The following is an 18,342-nucleotide window of genomic DNA, read 5'->3' as shown; positions in this document are numbered from 1 at the left end:
TTTAATATGTTAACTTTATTAGCCAAGCTGTTTATTGCGCTTAATTCTGAAAACTCCCCCAAGCAAATTAGTTATGCGATTGCACTTGGGATGATTATTGGTTTAACTCCTATGCTTAGTTTGCACAACTTAGTTGTTTTGTTACTGGCATTTTTAGTTAGAGTGCATTTAGGCGCTTTTTTTGTCGGTTGGACAGTTTTTAGCATTTTAGGGTTATTATTTGCGCCTTTATTTGCCAGCTTAGGTCATTACTTATTAACTATGCCATCCCTTGCTGGTATGTGGGATGCATTGTATCAATCTACTTTTATGCGTTTAGCGCATTTTCACCACACCAGCACGTTAGGATCGTTAGTGGTTTGTCTTATTTTATTTTTCCCGCTGGTGTTTTTATTAAATTATTTAATTGCCGAATACCGCACTCACATTATGACTTATGTGCTTAAATTCCGTATTGTGCAAACTTTAAAGGCATCAAAAATTTATAAACTTTACAACCAGTTGCAAGGAGCTTAATAATGAAAAAGTATTTACGTTGGCAAGGTTTATTAGGCTTAATTTTATTTTTGGCATTAATTGCCGGGTTTATTTATGTGTTTGCAGGCTGGTTAATTAAAACCGGTATCGAACAGGGTGGTGGCTGGTATTTAGGCGCCGAAGTTAATGTTAAAGAGGTTAATGTTAACTGGTCTCCTTTTACTGTTGATATTGTTGAGTTTCAGGCAACCGACCCAAATGCACCTGAGTTTAACGCCATGCAGTTTAAACAAGCTAAAGCGCAAGTTAACTTATGGCAATATTTATTGGGTAAAGTCATAGTTGAAGACTTAACCTTAGCTGAACTTGAGTTTGGTGCAAAAAGAGCCAGCAAAGGGGATGTCTATCGCTCTGCTGATGATGGTAAAGGCTCGTTGGACGAAACCGTTGCTAAAGTAAAAGAGGTTGAATTACCGGATATTCAACAGCTTTTACAAAACTCAAATTTAATTACCGTTAAAAAAGCCGAGCAATTAGAGCAGGTTTATAACACCGAAAAAACACAACTCAGCCAATTAAAAGACAACTTGCCGGATGAACAAAAGCTTGAGTTTTATAAACAAAAAGTTAAAGAAATTCAGGATACTAAAATTGAAACACCACAAGATCTGGTTAAATTAAAAGCTCAGTTAGATGAGCTGAAAAAAGAAATTAAAGCTGATAAAACTCAACTGTCTCAGGCTAAAGATCAGCTTAAAACCAGTAAAGACAATATCACTTTAGCAGTGACTGAATTAAAACAAGCACCGGATCAAGATTGGCAAGCAGTTAAAACTAAATATCAATTAGACAGTTTTGAAGCAGAAGATGTTGCCCATATTATCTTTGGCGAAAAAGGCCGCGAATATTATAATCAAGGGATGGATATTTATCAGATGCTTAAACCGTTTTTGCAATCGGATAAAGCCGCAGCAGAAGATGAAGAAGCCATTGTGGATGTTGGTCAGTTTATTCATTTTACCGAACAAGCTCCACAGCCAGACTGGTTAATTGAAAAAGGGTTAGTCAGTGTTAAAACCGCGCAAGGTCAGTTTAGCTTAAACTTATCTGAAATTAATATGCAGCATTGGAAACGCAACCAAGCCAGTTTAATTGAAGTTAGCTCAAATCAATTAAAAGGAAATGGCTCAATTAGCGGTAAAATTGACTTCTTTAAAGCGAAAGACGGTAACTTATTAAGTGAAGGTAAATGGTTACTTGAGCAACTACAAATTGGACAAACTCAAAGCGCAGAAGCAGGTGAAACGGTTGAGCAGGCAGCTCAATCTGCGTTATCACTGGTTGCCGCTAAATTATTTGCTGATGGTCAATTTAAACTCAATAATTTTGATATTGATGCGGTATTAAAACTGAATTTAGTTGATCCAGAGTTTATTACTAATGCAAGCAAAGGCTGGCAGCAAAAAATTGTGCAGGCATTAAATGATGCAGGCAAAATTCCGGCAGAGATAGATTTAACGGGTAATGTTATGTCGCCTAACTGGCAGCTTCATTCGCAAGTGGATGAAATTATTAAAGGCAGTATTACTCAACAGGTTGATGCAAAACTAACCGAGTTTAAAGCTGATTTGCAAACTAAGTTAAGCGAAAAAGTAGCCAGCAGCTTAAAATTAAGCAATGAGCAAGCCGGTGAAATAGCTAATTTAGATGCATGGTTAAATGATGCCGATGGCACTTTAGATAACTTGCTCAATACTCAGCTTAAATCTGCTGTTGATCGTGAAAAAGAAAAAGCTAAAGACAAGGTAAAAGACGAAGTAGGTGATAAATTAAAAGGCCTATTTGGTAAATAAGTACCCACCACGCCAGTTTGATTTTGGTTAAGCTGGCGTTATATTAGTTTTTTCAGGTCGTGCTTTAGCACAAAAAAGCTTCTTTTCGCCTTAAAAGGCGACCTACAATTTAATACCTTTACAGTAACGTTAGTGCGCCCTTATGTTTGGTAGGGGGTTAGAAGGCTCAAGTGAATGTTTACAAAATTGCTCTCAAGGTTTGCTCCGGTAATTTATGTACAAATTTGGGAAAATCAACTTAAAGTAACCGATGTAACGAAAGGTATATCGTTTAATGATGTCCCTATTGTTGTGATTAAAACTACAGACAAAGGTGAGAAAAAAATTTCTGGAGTAGGGAAAAAAGCAAGTCAGAGTCTTAAGCATGATGAAGTAGCTGTTAATCCGTTTTCTCACCCTAGAGTTTTATTCTCTGACTTTTACGTTGGAGAGAAACTGTTACAACACGCTATCAAGAATTTGAGTAACACAAAATGGATTCGCCCTAGACCTAAACTAATTATCCATCCGATGGAAAAAATAGAAGGTGGGTTAACAATAATTGAGCAGCGAACTTTTCGTGAGTTGGCTTTGGGTGCTGGAGCTAGTGCAGTAAAACTGCATACCGGATCTGCTCTAATCACGTCAAATATCAAATTTAACGAGCTTAATGATGAAGGCGTTTCAGACCAACAGAATATTTCTTCTGGCTCAATATTAGCAAGTTCAGGAGTATTCGTTTTTTATCTAGTCATAGTTGTTATGGCGATTTGGCTCTTCGATAAATAATAATTTATTTTATTACTGCAAGTTTATGGGGTGTTATTTTAACAGCCCTAATTCCCATCGCTTGATTCTAACTCAGCTTTTTCAAAAACAATAAATTATAATTAAATTACATTTTCTATTATTTAAACAACTGGTATGATAAACAAAATTTTAACTTATAACTAACTTGTTGTCCGGCTTGTTGCTCAGGTTTGTTATGTTAAGTTCTGACTAGATGTTGCCAAGATGAGAAAAAAGAAACGCATCGCGATTTTATTTAATGCCAGTAAAGCTTACGACAGAAAAATTATCTCCGGCATTGCCCGTTATATTCAACAGGGAATCGGTTGGGATTTATATCTGGAAGAAGATTATTTAATTCACCTTGAAAAAATTAAGTCATGGAAAGGTGATGGTATTATTGCTGATTTTGATGATCCTAACATTATTGAGTATGTTAAAAGTCAGTCAGTTAAGGCTGTTGGCATTGGCGGTTCGTACTTAGATCAACAAAAATATCCTCAAGGCATTCCTTATGTTGCAACCAATAACCATACCATTGCTAAATTAGCAGTCGAGCACTTTTTGTCTTTGGGTTATCGCAATATGGCATTTTATGGTGTGCCTGATCGCAGTGGTAATCAGTGGTCAAGAGAGCGTGAAGAGTCTTTTGTTTATTGGCAAAAACAATTGTCGGCAGATGCGCCAAGTGCACATACTTATCGTGGTTTTTTAAGCAGTTATAAAAACTGGACAAAAGCGATGAACAAGCTAGAAGAATGGCTGGTTCAACTGCCTAAACCTGTTGCTATTTTAGCGGCGACAGATACCCGCGCCAGACAATTAATTGAAGCATGCCGTAGCGCTGAGCTTAAAATTCCTGATCAGGTTGCTATTTTAGGAGTAGATGACGATGACATTGTTAACGTTTTAACCGGTAACCGGCTCAGCAGTGTGCGTCAGGGTAGTGAATATATGGGGTTTTTAGCAGCTCAGTTACTTGATCAACAATTAAAAGGTGAACCGGTAGAACCCATGGTGCAGGTAGTTGAGCCAATTGGGATAGTGCAAAATGCCTCTACTGACCATTTTTCGGTTTCAGATTCGGTTGTTAAAAATGCAATAGAATATATTAAACAGCATGCCTGTGATGGCATTCAGGCAACTCATGTATTACGCCACTTAAAATTATCCAGAGCAAATGTTGAGAATCGTTTTCGCCAGCATTTAAACAGCTCGATTCACCAAGAAATAGTCAAAGTGCAATTGGCGAAAGTGAAACAACTATTATTACAAACCAATATGACCTTAACCGAAATATCTGAAAAAACAGGTTACAATACAGTTCAGTACATGATTATGGTATTTAAAAAGCAAACTCAGCTCACACCTAGTCAGTACCGAGAAAAATTTGGTTAACCTTGCAGGTGTTGCATTGAGTAAATTCTTTTATAAGTTATTAGGTTCTGATGTCAGTATTCGCCGCCAGTTATTAACTGTTATTATTTTGGGGGTGGTGATATTAAATTTGGTTGGTAGTTTATTAACTGCATGGTTAACCAACCAAAAATTAAGAGAGTTAATTACTGCCGATGCGCTGGAAAAAGTTGAAAGCTTAGCTGAGCTGGCACAAAGCAGTTTATATAATCATCAGTTCGCCCATGCCCGCCGTTTAGTGGAGCATGCTGTATCGCAAAACTCGGTAGAAGGGTCTGCGATTTTAGATAATAAAGGGTTAGTTTTTGCGAATAAAAATATCCCTGAGCATTTTATTAATCATAATCTTGCGCCGTTATCTGACCTGCCGGATATTAAAAAATTTGAAGATAAGCAGTGTTTTATATTTTCCAAACCAGTTTATTTAGAGCAACTGGACGCTAACGTTAAAGCTCAGCCGCCTTATCAGCAAATTGGCACTGTGGTGATTAAAATCAGTAAAAAAACCTTAAATCAGGCTAAGTTAGATATTTTTTTTATGACATTTGCAATTGGTATCGCGATTTCATTATTTTTGGTTGGCCTGATCAATGTCACGATAAACCGTTTTACTCAGCCAATTTACCGGCTGGCAGATTTAATGACAGAATCCAAACATACCGGCATGCATTTATTATCTAAAGAAGAAGGCACCAAAGAAGTTAAAAAAATGGCGCAAGCTTATAATGAGATGATTAGAGCGCTGGATGAAAATGAAGAAACCTTGCGTAAACACAGCGAACAGCTTGAGCAGCAAGTTGCAATGAGAACCCAAGAGCTGGTTAAAGCGCGTGATGCTGCATTAACCGCATCACGCCATAAATCGGTATTTTTAGCGAATATCACCCACGAATTAAGAACGCCGATTCAAGCCATTATCGGCTATATTGATTTGGTTAAAGAAGAGCTTGAATTGGATGGAATGGACCAGCATTCCGCGGATTTAAATAAGGTTCAGGTAAGTGCTGAGCGATTATTAACGTTAATTAATGATATTTTAGATTTATCCAAAGTTGAAGCCGGAAAAATGGATGTAAAAATCTCAGTGGTGGAAGTTAAGCCTTTGATTGAAAATGCAATTGACTCAATTACCCCGCTGTTGGACATACGCCAGAATTTATTGGTTGGGCCGCAAAATACCACAGAACTATTTATTGAAACAGATAAAGCTATGCTGGCTCAAATTGTGATTAATTTATTAAGCAATGCTTGTAAATTTACCAGTAATGGAACCATTAGCATTGATTATTTTTGTGATCAGACAGATTTTTTTATTAGTGTTAAAGATACAGGCTGCGGGATTGCACAAGACAAATTAGCTGAAATTTTTGATGAGTTCAGACAAGTCAATCAAGGGAAAAAACACACAGACAACGCTAATGTTAAACAATTTAGTGGCACAGGACTTGGGCTGGCGATTAGTCAAAAATTTGCTAATTTATTAGGTGGTGAAATTTTAGTGAACAGTCAGCTTGGTAGTGGCAGTGAGTTTAAACTCAGATTACCACTGTGATAGCTCTACAGATAGATAAAATTTCGAGCCGAAGATGAGTGCGTTGTTTGATGATAAAACAAAACAATATCCGCCTGCGGCAAAACAAAAAATCGCCGAACTTAAAGCATTAATTTATCAAGTTGCAGCTGAAGATAATCTAGGAAAAGTGATAGAAAGTTTAAAGTGGAATGAACTGAGTTATCTTTGTAAACAAGGCAGTGCGGTGCGAATTGATTGGAAAATTAAGCATCCCGAGTTTGTCTCTTTATTTTTTAATTGCCAGTCGTTATTAATTGAAACATTTCGTGAGCTATATCCAGACTCATTTGAGTTTATCGGCAACCGTGAAATTCGTCTGCCGATAGACCAGCCGTTATCCAATCATCAGCTAAAAGCCGCCTGAGTATGGCAATGCGTTACCATACTCTTAAGCACTTACCTTTGTTAGGCGCTTAATTTCTGAATGCAGGTTGAAGTATTTTTAGTGAACGTTTTTCACGTTGAGCCAGTTTAAATTGTTGGCTAATCAGTTGTAAGCTAAGTTGCTGTGCACCCTGAAATTGTTTTTGACAATTATATGCGTTGAGCGCAAGTCTATTTTTATAATCTGAATCTTCAATTAAATGTTTTACTTGAATGGCTAATTCGTGCTCATTATTCACTTGTTGTACTGCTTGTTGCTCTCGTAATATTTGATAGCTGTCGGCAAAATTAAATAAATGTTGGCCAGTGATAATCGCTTTTTGCTGGCAAGCGGCTTCAAACGGATTATGGCCGCCTCGTTCAACTAAACTACCGCCTACAAATACAAAATTAGCTAGGCCAATATACATATCCATTTCGCCCAAAGAGTTACCTAAAATAACCTGAGTATGAGTGCTTAGCGGTGAGTTTGCGGTTAATTCACTGCGTTTTTGAGTTTTAAATGTATTGCTACTTAATTGATAAACTGGCTCAAATCGCTCAGGGTGACGCGGTACTAAAATTAATAAAGCATCTGGATGAAATAATAAAACTTGTTTATGGGCGGCTAAAATTTGTTCTTCTTCACCGCAGTGGGTGCTGGCTGCCAGCCAAACTGGACGATTAGTGAGTTGCCAGTTTTTAGCTAACTCAAGCGCAGCTTGTTTAAGCTTTGGATTAGCTTGAGTATCAAACTTAATATTACCTGTGACTTTTAATTTTTTGGGGTTGCAACCTAAGTGTTCAAAACGTTTAGCATCTTGCTCAAATTGAGCACAAATTAAATGAATGTTGCGCATCATTGCCTGTGTTAACTTAGCCAATTTTTGATAACCTTTAGCGCTACGCTCAGATAATCTGGCATTCATCACAACAATTCTGCCGCCTTGGCGTTTGGTATGGTGAATTAAATTTGGCCACAGTTCAGTTTCCATTAAAACTAAAATGGCAGGTTTAATTTGATTAATAAAGCGGCGCTGAATAATGGGTAAATCAAATGGCATATAGCAATGCGTAACGGTATCGCCAAAGGTTTTTTTAATTTGCTCAGAGCCGGTAGGGGTTGTGCTGGTAATAGTGACTGGAGTAGTTGGGTACTTTTGCATAAAAGCTTTTATCACCGGGGTTGCCGCTATGGTTTCACCTAATGAAGCTAAATGAAATAACGCTCCGCCCGATTTTATATTTAATGTTTTTTTAGCCAGTCGCTCATCCCACCTAAAGCCATATTCAGCCTGCTTACGCGATTTTCGCTTTAAGCGCAGCAGCATAAAGGGTAATAAAACTCGCATCAATTGATTGTAGATAAAATGAGTCATAACATTTCTCTATTTGCTTATCTATTTTTCTGTTGTTTATTCGTACCAGACAACTGGGCTTAATTTATTCTCAGAGGGTGTCATTTAGGTGAAATAAAGATGAAGTATTTTTGACGGCATTGTCATATCCGTTTTAACCGGACTGTTTTAACCAAGCACTAGGTTGTTTATGCAAACAGATAATTCGCAGGCGGTATCGCTGTATAAAAGATGGCGTATTTTTAAAACTCAATGTCGTTTTTTAAAAAAGCATAAATATTGGCCGAATATTGCGCACCCAAAAACATTTAGCGAAAAAATTCAGCACAGAAAATTTTTTGGTAATCAACCTTTGTACAGTATTTGTGCCGATAAATTTGCGGTTAGAGAATATGTTAAAACAAAGGTTGGCGAGCAGTATTTAGTACCCTTAATTGATGTGGTAGAACAGCCCGAACAGCTTAACTACCAACAATATGGTGATCAGTTTGTGATTAAAACGACCCATGATTCCGGTGGCGTTTATATTTACCGAAACGGGCAATTTGATAAAAACAATGTGATAGGCCGAATCAAAAAATCTTTATTAAAAGATACAGGCATTTTAAGAGACGAGCCTTGGTATTCAGCCATTAAACCTAAAATTATGGTTGAGTCGTTATTACAAACCTCGTCTGGTGAGTTGCCGTCAGATTATAAATTTCACATGTTTAATCAGGGCGATGATATAGAGTTTTTTTTGCAGGTGGATTATGACAGAGATGGTGATCACCACCGCAGTATTTACGATTCTGCTAAACAATTAATCAACCTAAGCATTAAAACCAAAAGTAAAAACAAACCGTTAGCAAAACTCGACAACTACGATGAAATGGTGTGGGTTGCCAAACAACTGGCTGCTGATTTTGATTATGTCAGGGTCGATTTATATAATTTTGATGGCAAAATTTATTTTGGTGAGCTCACTTTTGCGCATGGCTCTGGCTTTCGGCGATTTAAACCGGCGCATTATGATAAAGAATGGGGACAGTTATGGAAGTCCGTCAATTGATTGAAATATTTAACTTGTATTTTAGCGATAGAACTCGACATGGTTGTAAAAAATGATGATTAAAAAACAAATTGTATGTATTCACTGGGGTAAAAAATACGGTCCACTTTATATTAACCGTTTATACAATATGGTTGAGCGTAACATTACTCCACCTTTTCGGTTTGTTTGTTTTTGTGATGATGATAGCGGAGTTAGACCCGAAGTTGAGTGCCATCCTTTGCCTGAACTTAATTTTGAAATTCCAAAAACTAAACGGGGAATTTGGCCAAAAAGCCGTTTATGGAATAAACAACTGGCTGATTTAGAAGGCCCTTTTTTATTTTTGGATTTAGATTTAGTCATTACCGGTAACTTAGATGCGTTTTTTGAATATGGTGAGGCAGATGATGTGATTTTGGCGTATAACCCGTCTAATCCGCTAGAGCGATTAGGGCAGACCTCGGTTTATCGTGCGCCGGTTGGTAAACTTGCGCCGCTACTTGAAATGTTTTCAAAAGACCCATTAGCCATTGCTGAAAAATATGGTTATGAGCAAAGGTTTGTTACCCGAAATGCACCGGGTGGGATTAAACTTTGGCCGAAAAGTTGGGTGAAACATTTTAGACGAAATTGCCGCAGACCATTTCCACTGAATTATTTTTTACAGCCTAAATTGAGTCAGTCATCTAAAATTGTGATTTTTCCGGGTACATTGGGGCCGCAGGATGCAATTGATGGCGTTTATCATTTCAGACATGGCCCACACCTGACACCTAAAGCACATATTAAAGCGGGCTTAAAAGGCGAAAGACAAGGCAGTTTATTAACCCATTTAAGGCATTATATTTTGCCAACTAAGTGGGTTGAGCAACATTGGAAGTAATCCACCTAAAGCTTAATTTTAAATCATTAAAGCGGTTAAAGCGCTTTAATGATTGCTTTGGCTGATAGCTCGGCTGATTTAGCCGCGATACATTGATGATAAAACTCAACTATTTGAGCATTGGCGTTAGTCACATAATGAGCCGTTAAATCCGGTTTATATCTGGCCGGTTTTTGTTCAATGCAAAATTTAAGTTGTTCGCTTAGTTGGTCGATATTATCGACTTTAAATAAATAACCGCCGTAATCTTCAATTAATTCTTTGCAGCCGCCTTCATCTGAGGCAATGATAGGTACGCCGCCATCATAAGCTTCTAACATGACTCTGGGTAACGGCTCAAACCGGCTCGGACAAACCAATAAATCAAAACATTGGTATAAGTCTTTAATATCTTTTCTGAATCCGACAAACTCAATTCGGGGATCGCCTTTTGCCAGATGTTTAAGCTCGTTTTCTAAACTGCCTGAGCCAAAAAATTTAAGTTTAACATTGGCAGCTGTTGGCACTTGTTTAAATGCTTTTATTAATGTGTCCCATGCTTTACTGGCGTGATAACGACCCACCGCAGCAATTAAATAATCGTTATCGTTTAACCCTAAACTTTGTCTAAGCTCAGCTTTTTGTTGTTGGCTAATTGGAGGGTGCGGTACCAGCGAATTGTTGGCTTTAAATATTAAACCTGAGTAAGTGTTTTCTATCTCTTTAATTTGCCAGCGGGCATTGCAGATTAAACCGGTCATTTTGTTAAAACCTTGCCCGTTTACTCTTATATGCAAGGTAGAAACACTGGCAACTGGCGGATTTATTTTACTAATCACTCGGGTTGAGCGACGCAGGTGGCAATGAATAATATCCGGCTTATATTGTTTAATGAGTTTATTTAAGCGCCAGCGGGTAAACCATTTATTGCTGATTTCAATTACTTTAACCTTGGGATCAAGATGTGGGCGGATACTTGCGCCATTTTTGGTATGGCCAGTGCGTATGATTAAAGTCACGTCATGTTGCTGACATTGTTGATTACAGGACTCAGCCGTTGAGCGCTCGGAACCTGCAAACCCTCTTGAAAAAAGTACATGAAATATTTTAAGCCCAGAATGAGAGGGCGATAAGTTAGCTGCCATTTAATGCAAATTATTATTTTTTGAATCTAAATTTAATAATAGCCACTTTGCCTTTAATTTATGACAGCTAAATTAAACTGTCATAAATTAAAGGCAAACTAATCGCATTTAAATGTGGGTCTCTCGGGGATAAGGTTTGCACTTGTGATATTAACTCAATTATTATCCAAATTCATTTCCCTGCCTGATAAGTTAAACGCGGTTGAATTGATTCTAGGTAACTCAAATCCTAAATTTTCAGGCGTGACTTCAACTATGCTGCAAACCTGTCAGCATCAACAAAAAATAATTAATTTAGCGGTCATGGGTAAACATCATCTTGATGCTAATACGCCGTATATTAGCTTTTGGCAAGCCGCTATCTTATGTAATAAACCGCTACCAAACGGACTATTTAGAGTGTTTCATGCCAGACGCAACGATGAAATGATTCAAGCTTTATTGCTCAAATATATCTTTGGCGCAAAAATAAAGATTTTATTTACCTCAACCGCGCAGCGCCAGCACTCCAAGTTTACTTGTTGGTTAATGGGGAAGATGGATGCTGTGATTTCTACTTGTAGTTACGCAGCAGCCTATTTACGTTTTACTCCAGCTGCAATTGTGCCACATGGGGTCGACAGCAATAAATTTACGCCTGCTGCGGATAAATCAGAAATTAAAACTGCGTTAAATTTACCGCAAGATCAGCTGATTGGCATATTTGGTCGGGTTAGAAAACAAAAAGGCGTTCACCTTTTAGTTCGCGCTTGTATTGAGCTATTCAAAACATCTTCGGGATATTCTTGCATAATTTGTGGCGCAATAGATGATGTAGACTTGGTTAAACAGCTCAAACAAGAAATTGAACAAGCTGGACTTGAGCGTCGAATTCTATTTTTAGGTGAGCAACCATTTGAGTTGTTACCTAAGCTATTTCAAGCTTGCTCAATTGTAACTGCATTAAGTGATAATGAAGGTTTTGGCTTAACTGTGCTTGAAGCAATGAGCAGCGGTTGTGCTGTAGTTGCCAGTAAAGCCGGTGCATGGCCGGATATTATTCAAAACGGACAAAACGGCTATTTATTAGAAGACAATACCCAAGTTAAAGTGCAGCAGGCATTAAGCAAATTAATGTTTAACCCTGATTTAATTGAACAAATGGCTCTGAACGCCCAAGAGACGGTGTTACAACATTATCAAATAGAGCAAGAAGCTAAAGCTTTGGTCGATATTTATCTTAACCTGCAAAAAAATACTTTGGCTTCTTCTGTTTTTCAACATTGATATCACTAATTTTGACGGTGTTTAAATCTAAACATAGTGATACAACAACTATTCAGTAAATTGTTCCAGATAAGCAACTATTCTGCTAGATGTCTTGCCATCAGTTGGCCCTATATGCTCATGAGTATATGTTTTTCTGTTTTCTTGATAAGTTTTAGGGTTTGAAAGTTCATCATGAACAGCATGCTTTAAAGATTTGTAAGACTTCACATGGCAACCAATATCTTGATAAATAACATTATCTTTGCCAAATCTTTTTTCAAACCGGTATTTGAAAATACCTCTATAAGACCATTTTAATTGGTAGAAGTCACAAACAATCACTGGTTTATCTAAGGCAACAAATTCAAATAAGGTTGAAGAAGCTTCACTTAACAAAATATCCGCATTTGCCATAAAGGGTAATAAAGATATGTCTTCTGGTTTAGCAACATAAGTGTTATTAAATTTTTCCCAAGCTGCTAACTTTTTTCGTTGTTTGTGGTACTGCTGCCTAGTATAGGTAAATGTATGGGGTTTGATTAAAATATTGTAATCTGCAAAATCTTGTGGCCAGTCATTAGGAAAGCGTTCCAGAGAGCTGGGGTTAAATGTTGGCGCATATAAAATGGTTTTTTTAGTTGGATCAAGCCCTAGTGCAGTTAAATTAAATCCTGTTTCAGTGCCATTAAATAACGGATCGAGCTTTGAAAATCCTACCTGAACAAAATTATCTTTGGGGTAAAGTTCTTTAATTTTTTCTAAACGTTTTGTGCCTTCGATAAAGCGCACCGTCATAGGTGTTCTGGATTTATGATAATAACTGGGTTTTGGGCCTACACCATGTCCAAGCTGTACTGTTTTTGATACTTGGTGGATTTTCGATAACTCATTAAATGCATTCCCAAAAAATATCCAATCTGCTTTCGCTTGCAAATAATAGTTGGTTGCTTGAGCTTCATCATTAACCCACTTCACAGGGCAGTTAACTTGTTTCAAAATAGAACTGAATTGCTGTTCATCGTTTTTACTTTGGTAGCAAACAAATGTGCAATTATGCCCAGCTTGCTTCAAAGCAATTGAAATAGGAATATATTGTGGCAAGTAATAAATATTAAGCGTATCAAAAATTATATTCATGTGGTTTGCTTTGATTTAATTATATGGTTTATCGGAGTAATTTTAATATAATTACTTTATTGCCGCTCCATGGTGTTTATTTTTATGAGATAAGATTATGTTATTCCCTGATAAGCAATTCCATTTTTTTACCTGTTGTTGCCAATTACTATATCTTAACGTCAGGTAATTTTTATAATTTTTGGGAACTGAATATGATTTTCCATTAAAAGGGTATTGCGTGAGGTTGTCATAATAATCTTTGGGGACGCTTTTTATAACATAGTGTTTTTTACTGCCTACAGTCCAATAATAGTCGTTATCATCCTGATATTTAACAAATATATCCATACGGACTTTGCCTTTTAAAAAATACCATTTTCTATTGCTGATTCGGATTAAACGTAAATTACCTGATTTTATCGCTTTATGATTGGTAAAGTAGAAACGTTTTCGTACTCTGTATTTTCGCGGTAGAGATTTGAGAGCATTCTCTAGATTAGGGATTTGATGTTCAGTTATGGTGATATCAAGGTCATCATCCCATGGTAATAATCTATTTTCCCTGACTATGCCTAGAAGTGTCCCTCCTTCCAAGCAATAATTTATTTTATGTTTTGATAAAGTGAATGTGACATCTGAAAGCATCCTGAGCGCTTTTTCTGCAACTTTACCTGTGAGCTTATGTTGTCCACCCATAGAGATTATATTTTTTCTAGTACTGAGCGTAAAAAAGTACTGGAAGTATGGTCTGTATAGGGGAAGTAAACAATTTCAACACCCTTTGTGGCAAATTCTGCTTCTAACTTATTCCATGCATCAGTGCCTTTCCAGTCACTACCAACAAACATACGATCAAACTTTAAATTATTCCAAGCATGGAATTTATCCATATCAGTTTGTGGGACTACTTCATCAACAAACTTGATAGCTTCCACAATTGACATGCGTTCTTCAAAGGGAACTATCGGTTTTTTATTTTTGCGTTTAAGTGAAAGCTCATCAGTTGTTACACCAACTATTAGGTAGTCGCATTCCATTTTTGCTCTACGAAGAATATTTAAATGACCAATATGAAATAGATCGAAGACTCCAGTCGTATAACCAATAATTTTACTCAATGTTTGTCCCACTTGATAACTTTATACACCCAATATGCGGCATTTGGGTTTTATTTGAAACATGATATAGTCTTGAAATTTGGTTTAATTTCAAGTTTTGATGTATGCATTAGTATAAATACAATCAGGCACAAATAAAACACTATAATTTTTATGTAGGCCACAAACTGGTTTAACGGAGTTGTTTTTTGCAAAAACGTATCATTACTTTCGGCACTTTTGATGTATTTCATGTCGGCCATATTAATATTTTAGAAAGAGCTGCTGCTTTAGGCGATTATTTAATTGTAGGGGTGTCGACTGATGCGCTTAATTTTTCTAAAAAGCAGCGTTACCCTATTTATAGTGAAGCTGACAGAATGAAAATCATCAGCTCATTAAAATGTGTCGATCAAGTTTTTGCTGAGCATTCACTGGATTTAAAACGAGATTATTTAATTGAACATAAAGCAGATGTGTTAGTGATGGGGGATGACTGGGCTGGCAAGTTTGATTGTTTTAAAGATGTCTGTGAGGTGGTGTATTTACCAAGAACACCATCTATTTCAACCACTGAAATTATCGAAGTAGTCAAATCCAGACCTGAATGATCCAACCTAAATTAACTCATTTTAAGTAAAGCATCTAAGCAATTAAGGTATTAAAGTTCACTTTAATACCTTGTTCATTAACCAGTTAACGCGGTAGAAATTATTTCCAATACGCTAATTTTTTTCTCATTTTTAAATTACGAATTAAATTCCACGGCTTATTTTTAGGCGCTTTTTTACCGTTTAAAACAATATTATCGACTGCTGCTAAAATTCGTTTTGACGATAATCCATCTTGATATGGGTGCATTTTGGCTGTGTAGGCATCAATTTTTGCCAATTCGCTTGGCTCTAAGTTCAGTGCATATTCTAATTTTTCTAACAGTTGCTTTGGATTAGTAAAGTCGATTAATTCAGGCTCTGGCTGAGCATTTTTATAAGTAACAGCCGGTTTACTCAGTAACATAAACTCAGTAATGATAGATGAAGTATCCGATAAAATAACATCGGCGGCATGCAATACAGGGGAAATTGCTGCATCTTCTACTATTTGTAGTTTGGCATGTGCGGCATGCTTAAATTTATCTACCCATGTTTTATCCATTTTGGGGTGAAATTTAATTAACCATTGCCAGTCTTGCTGGTGGCTTAAATGCACTATTTGATCAAATAAATCGGGCGCACTGGTGAGCGCAGGAGAAAACGTTGGCGCATATAAAATGCATGGCAGTTCAGGGCAATTTACTTGCATGGCTTTGGTTTTAAATAAAGGATCAAGTTTTGGCCAGCCGGTTTCAACTACATCAAAATGAGGGTGTTTTTTAGCAAGTTGGTTAAATTTATCGGTAAATAACGGGCCTTGAGTACAATACAGATCAAAACAATCCCGAATCACAAAATGACCTTTTTTCTTCCATTCAAAACCATGAAAAACCTGAACTTTTAAGCCGGGAATAAAGTTAGGAATAATATTACCGGGTACAAACGAAGCTATAGGGTTAAAAGCGACAGCTTGGGCGGCATCCTGAGTGTAAGTTTCGTTGTCGGTAAATAGGGATAAATTCACATTATTACCATAAACAAACCATAATACTTGGTCACCATTATTAATTATTTGTTGTTGTAACGGGCGAAGTATTTCAAATGAATAGTTTTGGGCGATAAAAAATAAGTAGTGTTTCATGGTTGTTCCTCGTTCCTTTGAGTGGCGTATAATGCCATACAGTTATCAGATTACAATAAGATTAAACTATCCTGTTGTTATGAATGTTTTTTAGACAAATAATTGAATTGCTTTACGCTTTTACCGGTTATGACTACACTCGAAACTCAATCCGGTGTATTCTTGCCAATCTAATTTTTACTGTTTTGCTACCATGCTAAGAGTGCCGCTATGTCTGAATCTGTACTTAAAACCAGCTTTGAACAAAACCTTGCCAGTCATCTTGAGTTATTTAAAACCTTATCAGTTCATCAGGATGAGTTATTAACCTTAGTTGAAAAATGCCAGCAAGCATTGGCCAATGGTGGAAAAATTGTATTTTGCGGTAATGGCGGCAGTGCAGCCGACAGCCAGCATTTAGCTGCGGAATTTGTGGTTAGATTTAAAAAGAATCGTCGCGCTTTAGCCTCTATTGCATTAACAACCGATACCTCAATTTTAACTGCACATGCCAATGATTTTGGTTTTGATACTGTATTTAGCCGTCAGGTTGAAGCTTTATGTACCGATAAAGATGTGGTGATTGGTTTATCTACCTCGGGTAAAAGCCCAAATATCAATTTAGCATTAGAAGCGGCAAACAACATTGGTGCTTATTCAGTTGCTTTTACCGGTCGAGATGGCGGACTGATTAAAGATATCGCCAAACTCCCTATTATTGTTAACCATCCGGAAACCGCCCGAATTCAAGAAGCGCATTTATTTATGGGGCACTGGGTGTGTGAAGCATTTGAGCTTTTAATTGAGGATTAATTAACTGTGAGTATAGATTTATCGGTTTTTTCGCGTTTATCTAAAGCCAATATTTTGGTGGTGGGTGATGTTATGCTGGATCGCTATTTTATTGGTGATTCACAGCGGATTTCGCCAGAAGCACCAGTGCCTGTTGTTAAAATAACTCAAACTCAGGATAAAGTTGGTGGCGCGGCTAACGTTGCACGAAATGTCGCTCACTTGGATGGTAAAGTTGGCTTGTTAGGTATTGTTGGTCATGATGAAAACGGTGAGCATTTAAAACAATTACTCGCACAAGAAAATATTCAGTCTGAGTTGGTTGAGCAAAATACTAAACCAACTATTACTAAATTACGTGTGGTAAGCCGCCATCAACAAGTTGTGCGTTTAGATTTTGAAGAAACTTTTGAACTTGAACAAGCTGGCGAGTTACAAAAGAAATTTGAAGCTGTGTTAGATAATTACCAAACCGTTATTTTTTCAGATTATAACAAAGGCTCGTTAGGTCATATTTCTCAAATGATTCAAACCGCTAAACAGGCGGGTAAAATTATTTTGGTTGATCCTAAACAAAGCGATTTGAATCTTTATCGCGGTGCAACCGTGATTACGCCAAATTTAGGCGAGTTTAAACTGGCTGGCGGTAATACTACTAATGAAGAAACCATTACTCAATCTGCCCGCCAACTGATTGCTGACGCTGGAATCGACTCTATTTTATTAACTCGTAGCGAACAGGGCATGTCTGCTATCTCTCAAACAGAAAAAACCGATATGCCAGCCGAAGTTTTAGAAGTGAGTGATGTAACTGGTGCAGGCGATACTGTGATTGCGACATTAGCGGTTATGTTATCGGTTGGTTTACCATTGGCTGATGCGGCTAAAATGGCTAACACCGCAGCTGGAATTGTCGTGGCTAAATTAGGCGCGGCAACGGTTAAACCAGAAGAATTGGCCGCCAAATTTAATCAACAATTATTAACTCAAGGTTTGCATTATCAATGCCCGTTTGACGATGTTTTACAGCATATTGAATTTGCGAAACAAGCGGGTGAAAAAATTGTATTTACCAATGGCTGTTTTGATATTTTACACGCAGGCCATGTCGCCTATTTAGAAAAAGCCAAAGCGCTAGGTCATCGTTTGGTATTGGGTTTAAATACCGATGAGAGTATTAGCCGCTTAAAAGGGCCAGACAGACCGGTTAACCCACTTGAGCAAAGAGCTGTGGTGATGACTGCATTAAAATCAGTTGATTGGGTGATTCCATTTGGTGAAGCCGGTGACGATACGCCACTTAAATTAATTGAAGCGGTTAAGCCGGATGTATTGGTTAAAGGTGGCGATTACACTGTAGATACGATTGTTGGCGCAGAATTTGTTCAGCAAAACGGCGGTGAAGTTGTGGTGATTGAGTTTGTTGACGGCTGCTCTACCACCAATGTAATTAAAAAAATCCGCGGTTGATAAACGGCGGTTTTTTGCTTAATGCTGGATTGTCTCTAACCATTAATGATGCTTC

General features: G+C 37.3%; 18 protein-coding genes. 12 read left to right on the top strand and 6 right to left on the bottom strand.

From position 1 onward, the window contains the following. Nucleotides 1–6: 6 nt before the first annotated feature. The 6 genes from N7931_RS01250 (at nucleotide 7) to N7931_RS01225 (ending at nucleotide 6,451) form a co-directional block, all read left to right on the top strand. Nucleotides 7–516, top strand: coding sequence for a TIGR03546 family protein (locus N7931_RS01250; protein ID WP_262791427.1), 510 nt, complete (start codon nucleotides 7–9; stop codon nucleotides 514–516). Between the two features lie 2 nt (nucleotides 517–518). Continuing rightward, nucleotides 519–2,330 (top strand): TIGR03545 family protein, encoded by a 1,812-nt coding sequence (locus tag N7931_RS01245; RefSeq protein ID WP_262791426.1) that lies wholly within the window; start codon nucleotides 519–521, stop codon nucleotides 2,328–2,330. A gap of 174 nt (nucleotides 2,331–2,504) precedes the next feature. After that, a complete protein-coding gene (locus N7931_RS01240; RefSeq protein ID WP_262791425.1) occupies nucleotides 2,505–3,098 on the top strand; it encodes a rod shape-determining protein in 594 nt (197 codons plus the stop codon). A 225-nt stretch (nucleotides 3,099–3,323) separates the two neighbouring features. Then, nucleotides 3,324–4,496, top strand: coding sequence for a XylR family transcriptional regulator (locus N7931_RS01235; protein ID WP_262791424.1), 1,173 nt, complete (start codon nucleotides 3,324–3,326; stop codon nucleotides 4,494–4,496). A gap of 16 nt (nucleotides 4,497–4,512) precedes the next feature. Further along, the gene (locus N7931_RS01230; protein WP_262791423.1) at nucleotides 4,513–6,066 is read left to right on the top strand and encodes an ATP-binding protein; all 1,554 of its coding nucleotides are present in this window, start codon (nucleotides 4,513–4,515) and stop codon (nucleotides 6,064–6,066) included. A gap of 34 nt (nucleotides 6,067–6,100) precedes the next feature. Then, nucleotides 6,101–6,451 carry a DUF1801 domain-containing protein gene (locus tag N7931_RS01225; protein ID WP_262791422.1) on the top strand — a complete coding sequence of 117 codons (351 nt, stop codon included), beginning with the start codon at nucleotides 6,101–6,103 and terminating at the stop codon, nucleotides 6,449–6,451. Between the two features lie 49 nt (nucleotides 6,452–6,500). On the opposite strand, the gene waaA is transcribed toward N7931_RS01225, so the two are convergent. After that, complete coding sequence (gene waaA, locus N7931_RS01220) at nucleotides 6,501–7,829, bottom strand: lipid IV(A) 3-deoxy-D-manno-octulosonic acid transferase (RefSeq protein ID WP_262791421.1); 1,329 nt, start codon at nucleotides 7,827–7,829, stop codon at nucleotides 6,501–6,503. Between the two features lie 169 nt (nucleotides 7,830–7,998). Here waaA and N7931_RS01215 point away from each other — a divergent pair, with 169 nt between their 5' ends. Together N7931_RS01215 and N7931_RS01210 are read left to right on the top strand one after the other, a co-directional pair. Further along, nucleotides 7,999–8,859, top strand: coding sequence for an ATP-grasp fold amidoligase family protein (locus N7931_RS01215; RefSeq protein WP_262791420.1), 861 nt, complete (start codon nucleotides 7,999–8,001; stop codon nucleotides 8,857–8,859). Between the two features lie 52 nt (nucleotides 8,860–8,911). Continuing rightward, nucleotides 8,912–9,724: a glycosyl transferase gene (locus N7931_RS01210; protein WP_262791419.1), complete on the top strand. Its 813-nt coding sequence runs from the start codon at nucleotides 8,912–8,914 to the stop codon at nucleotides 9,722–9,724. Nucleotides 9,725–9,759: 35 nt separating this feature from the next. On the opposite strand, the gene N7931_RS01205 is transcribed toward N7931_RS01210, so the two are convergent. Continuing rightward, nucleotides 9,760–10,848, bottom strand: a complete 1,089-nt coding sequence (locus N7931_RS01205; RefSeq protein WP_262791418.1) for a glycosyltransferase — start codon at nucleotides 10,846–10,848, stop codon at nucleotides 9,760–9,762. 144 nt (nucleotides 10,849–10,992) lie between these two features. Between N7931_RS01205 and N7931_RS01200 the strand changes: the two genes are divergently transcribed. Further along, the gene (locus N7931_RS01200) at nucleotides 10,993–12,114 is read left to right on the top strand and encodes a glycosyltransferase family 4 protein (protein WP_262791417.1); all 1,122 of its coding nucleotides are present in this window, start codon (nucleotides 10,993–10,995) and stop codon (nucleotides 12,112–12,114) included. A gap of 48 nt (nucleotides 12,115–12,162) precedes the next feature. Here the strand turns inward: N7931_RS01200 and N7931_RS01195 are convergent, their stop codons facing one another. Genes N7931_RS01195 through N7931_RS01185 form a run of 3 tightly spaced genes read right to left on the bottom strand, consistent with a single transcriptional unit; the run spans nucleotide 12,163 to nucleotide 14,333 of the window. Continuing rightward, nucleotides 12,163–13,233: a CDP-glycerol glycerophosphotransferase family protein gene (locus tag N7931_RS01195; protein WP_262791416.1), complete on the bottom strand. Its 1,071-nt coding sequence runs from the start codon at nucleotides 13,231–13,233 to the stop codon at nucleotides 12,163–12,165. A gap of 51 nt (nucleotides 13,234–13,284) precedes the next feature. Then, the gene (locus N7931_RS01190; RefSeq protein ID WP_262791415.1) at nucleotides 13,285–13,911 is read right to left on the bottom strand and encodes a LicD family protein; all 627 of its coding nucleotides are present in this window, start codon (nucleotides 13,909–13,911) and stop codon (nucleotides 13,285–13,287) included. Between the two features lie 5 nt (nucleotides 13,912–13,916). Further along, on the bottom strand, nucleotides 13,917–14,333 hold the full coding sequence (locus N7931_RS01185; RefSeq protein ID WP_262791414.1) for an adenylyltransferase/cytidyltransferase family protein: 417 nt from the start codon (nucleotides 14,331–14,333) through the stop codon (nucleotides 13,917–13,919). Between the two features lie 188 nt (nucleotides 14,334–14,521). Between N7931_RS01185 and N7931_RS01180 the strand changes: the two genes are divergently transcribed. Next, entirely contained in the window at nucleotides 14,522–14,923 is a 402-nt protein-coding gene (locus N7931_RS01180) for an adenylyltransferase/cytidyltransferase family protein (RefSeq protein ID WP_262791413.1), read from the top strand. 100 nt (nucleotides 14,924–15,023) lie between these two features. On the opposite strand, the gene N7931_RS01175 is transcribed toward N7931_RS01180, so the two are convergent. Then, the gene (locus tag N7931_RS01175) at nucleotides 15,024–16,046 is read right to left on the bottom strand and encodes a CDP-glycerol glycerophosphotransferase family protein (RefSeq protein WP_262791412.1); all 1,023 of its coding nucleotides are present in this window, start codon (nucleotides 16,044–16,046) and stop codon (nucleotides 15,024–15,026) included. A gap of 210 nt (nucleotides 16,047–16,256) precedes the next feature. On the opposite strand from N7931_RS01175, the gene N7931_RS01170 reads away from it, so the two are divergent. Then, nucleotides 16,257–16,838 (top strand): SIS domain-containing protein, encoded by a 582-nt coding sequence (locus N7931_RS01170; RefSeq protein WP_262791411.1) that lies wholly within the window; start codon nucleotides 16,257–16,259, stop codon nucleotides 16,836–16,838. A 12-nt stretch (nucleotides 16,839–16,850) separates the two neighbouring features. Further along, the gene (hldE, locus tag N7931_RS01165) at nucleotides 16,851–18,287 is read left to right on the top strand and encodes a bifunctional D-glycero-beta-D-manno-heptose-7-phosphate kinase/D-glycero-beta-D-manno-heptose 1-phosphate adenylyltransferase HldE (protein WP_262791614.1); all 1,437 of its coding nucleotides are present in this window, start codon (nucleotides 16,851–16,853) and stop codon (nucleotides 18,285–18,287) included. Nucleotides 18,288–18,342: the final 55 nt, after the last annotated feature.

This window comes from Catenovulum sp. 2E275, from assembly GCF_025515275.1.
In the GTDB taxonomy this organism is placed as follows: Bacteria; Pseudomonadota; Gammaproteobacteria; order Enterobacterales; family Alteromonadaceae; genus Catenovulum.
The sequence above is the reverse complement of the archived record's forward strand: the minus strand, read 5'-3'. Positions and strand labels throughout refer to the sequence as shown.

Excerpts from the sequence above, each read along its gene's own strand:
- N7931_RS01190 (WP_262791415.1), bottom strand. The coding sequence starts at position 13,911 with ATGGGTGGACAACATAAGCTCACAGGTAAAGTTGCAGAAAAAGCGCTC.
- N7931_RS01240 (WP_262791425.1), top strand. The coding sequence starts at position 2,505 with ATGTTTACAAAATTGCTCTCAAGGTTTGCTCCGGTAATTTATGTACAA.
- N7931_RS01210 (WP_262791419.1), top strand. The coding sequence starts at position 8,912 with ATGATGATTAAAAAACAAATTGTATGTATTCACTGGGGTAAAAAATAC.
- N7931_RS01245 (WP_262791426.1), top strand. The coding sequence starts at position 519 with ATGAAAAAGTATTTACGTTGGCAAGGTTTATTAGGCTTAATTTTATTT.
- N7931_RS01250 (WP_262791427.1), top strand. The coding sequence starts at position 7 with ATGTTAACTTTATTAGCCAAGCTGTTTATTGCGCTTAATTCTGAAAAC.
- waaA (WP_262791421.1), bottom strand. The coding sequence starts at position 7,829 with ATGACTCATTTTATCTACAATCAATTGATGCGAGTTTTATTACCCTTT.
- N7931_RS01225 (WP_262791422.1), top strand. The coding sequence starts at position 6,101 with ATGAGTGCGTTGTTTGATGATAAAACAAAACAATATCCGCCTGCGGCA.
- N7931_RS01215 (WP_262791420.1), top strand. The coding sequence starts at position 7,999 with ATGCAAACAGATAATTCGCAGGCGGTATCGCTGTATAAAAGATGGCGT.
- N7931_RS01170 (WP_262791411.1), top strand. The coding sequence starts at position 16,257 with ATGTCTGAATCTGTACTTAAAACCAGCTTTGAACAAAACCTTGCCAGT.
- N7931_RS01205 (WP_262791418.1), bottom strand. The coding sequence starts at position 10,848 with ATGGCAGCTAACTTATCGCCCTCTCATTCTGGGCTTAAAATATTTCAT.
- N7931_RS01195 (WP_262791416.1), bottom strand. The coding sequence starts at position 13,233 with ATGAATATAATTTTTGATACGCTTAATATTTATTACTTGCCACAATAT.
- N7931_RS01175 (WP_262791412.1), bottom strand. The coding sequence starts at position 16,046 with ATGAAACACTACTTATTTTTTATCGCCCAAAACTATTCATTTGAAATA.
- N7931_RS01235 (WP_262791424.1), top strand. The coding sequence starts at position 3,324 with ATGAGAAAAAAGAAACGCATCGCGATTTTATTTAATGCCAGTAAAGCT.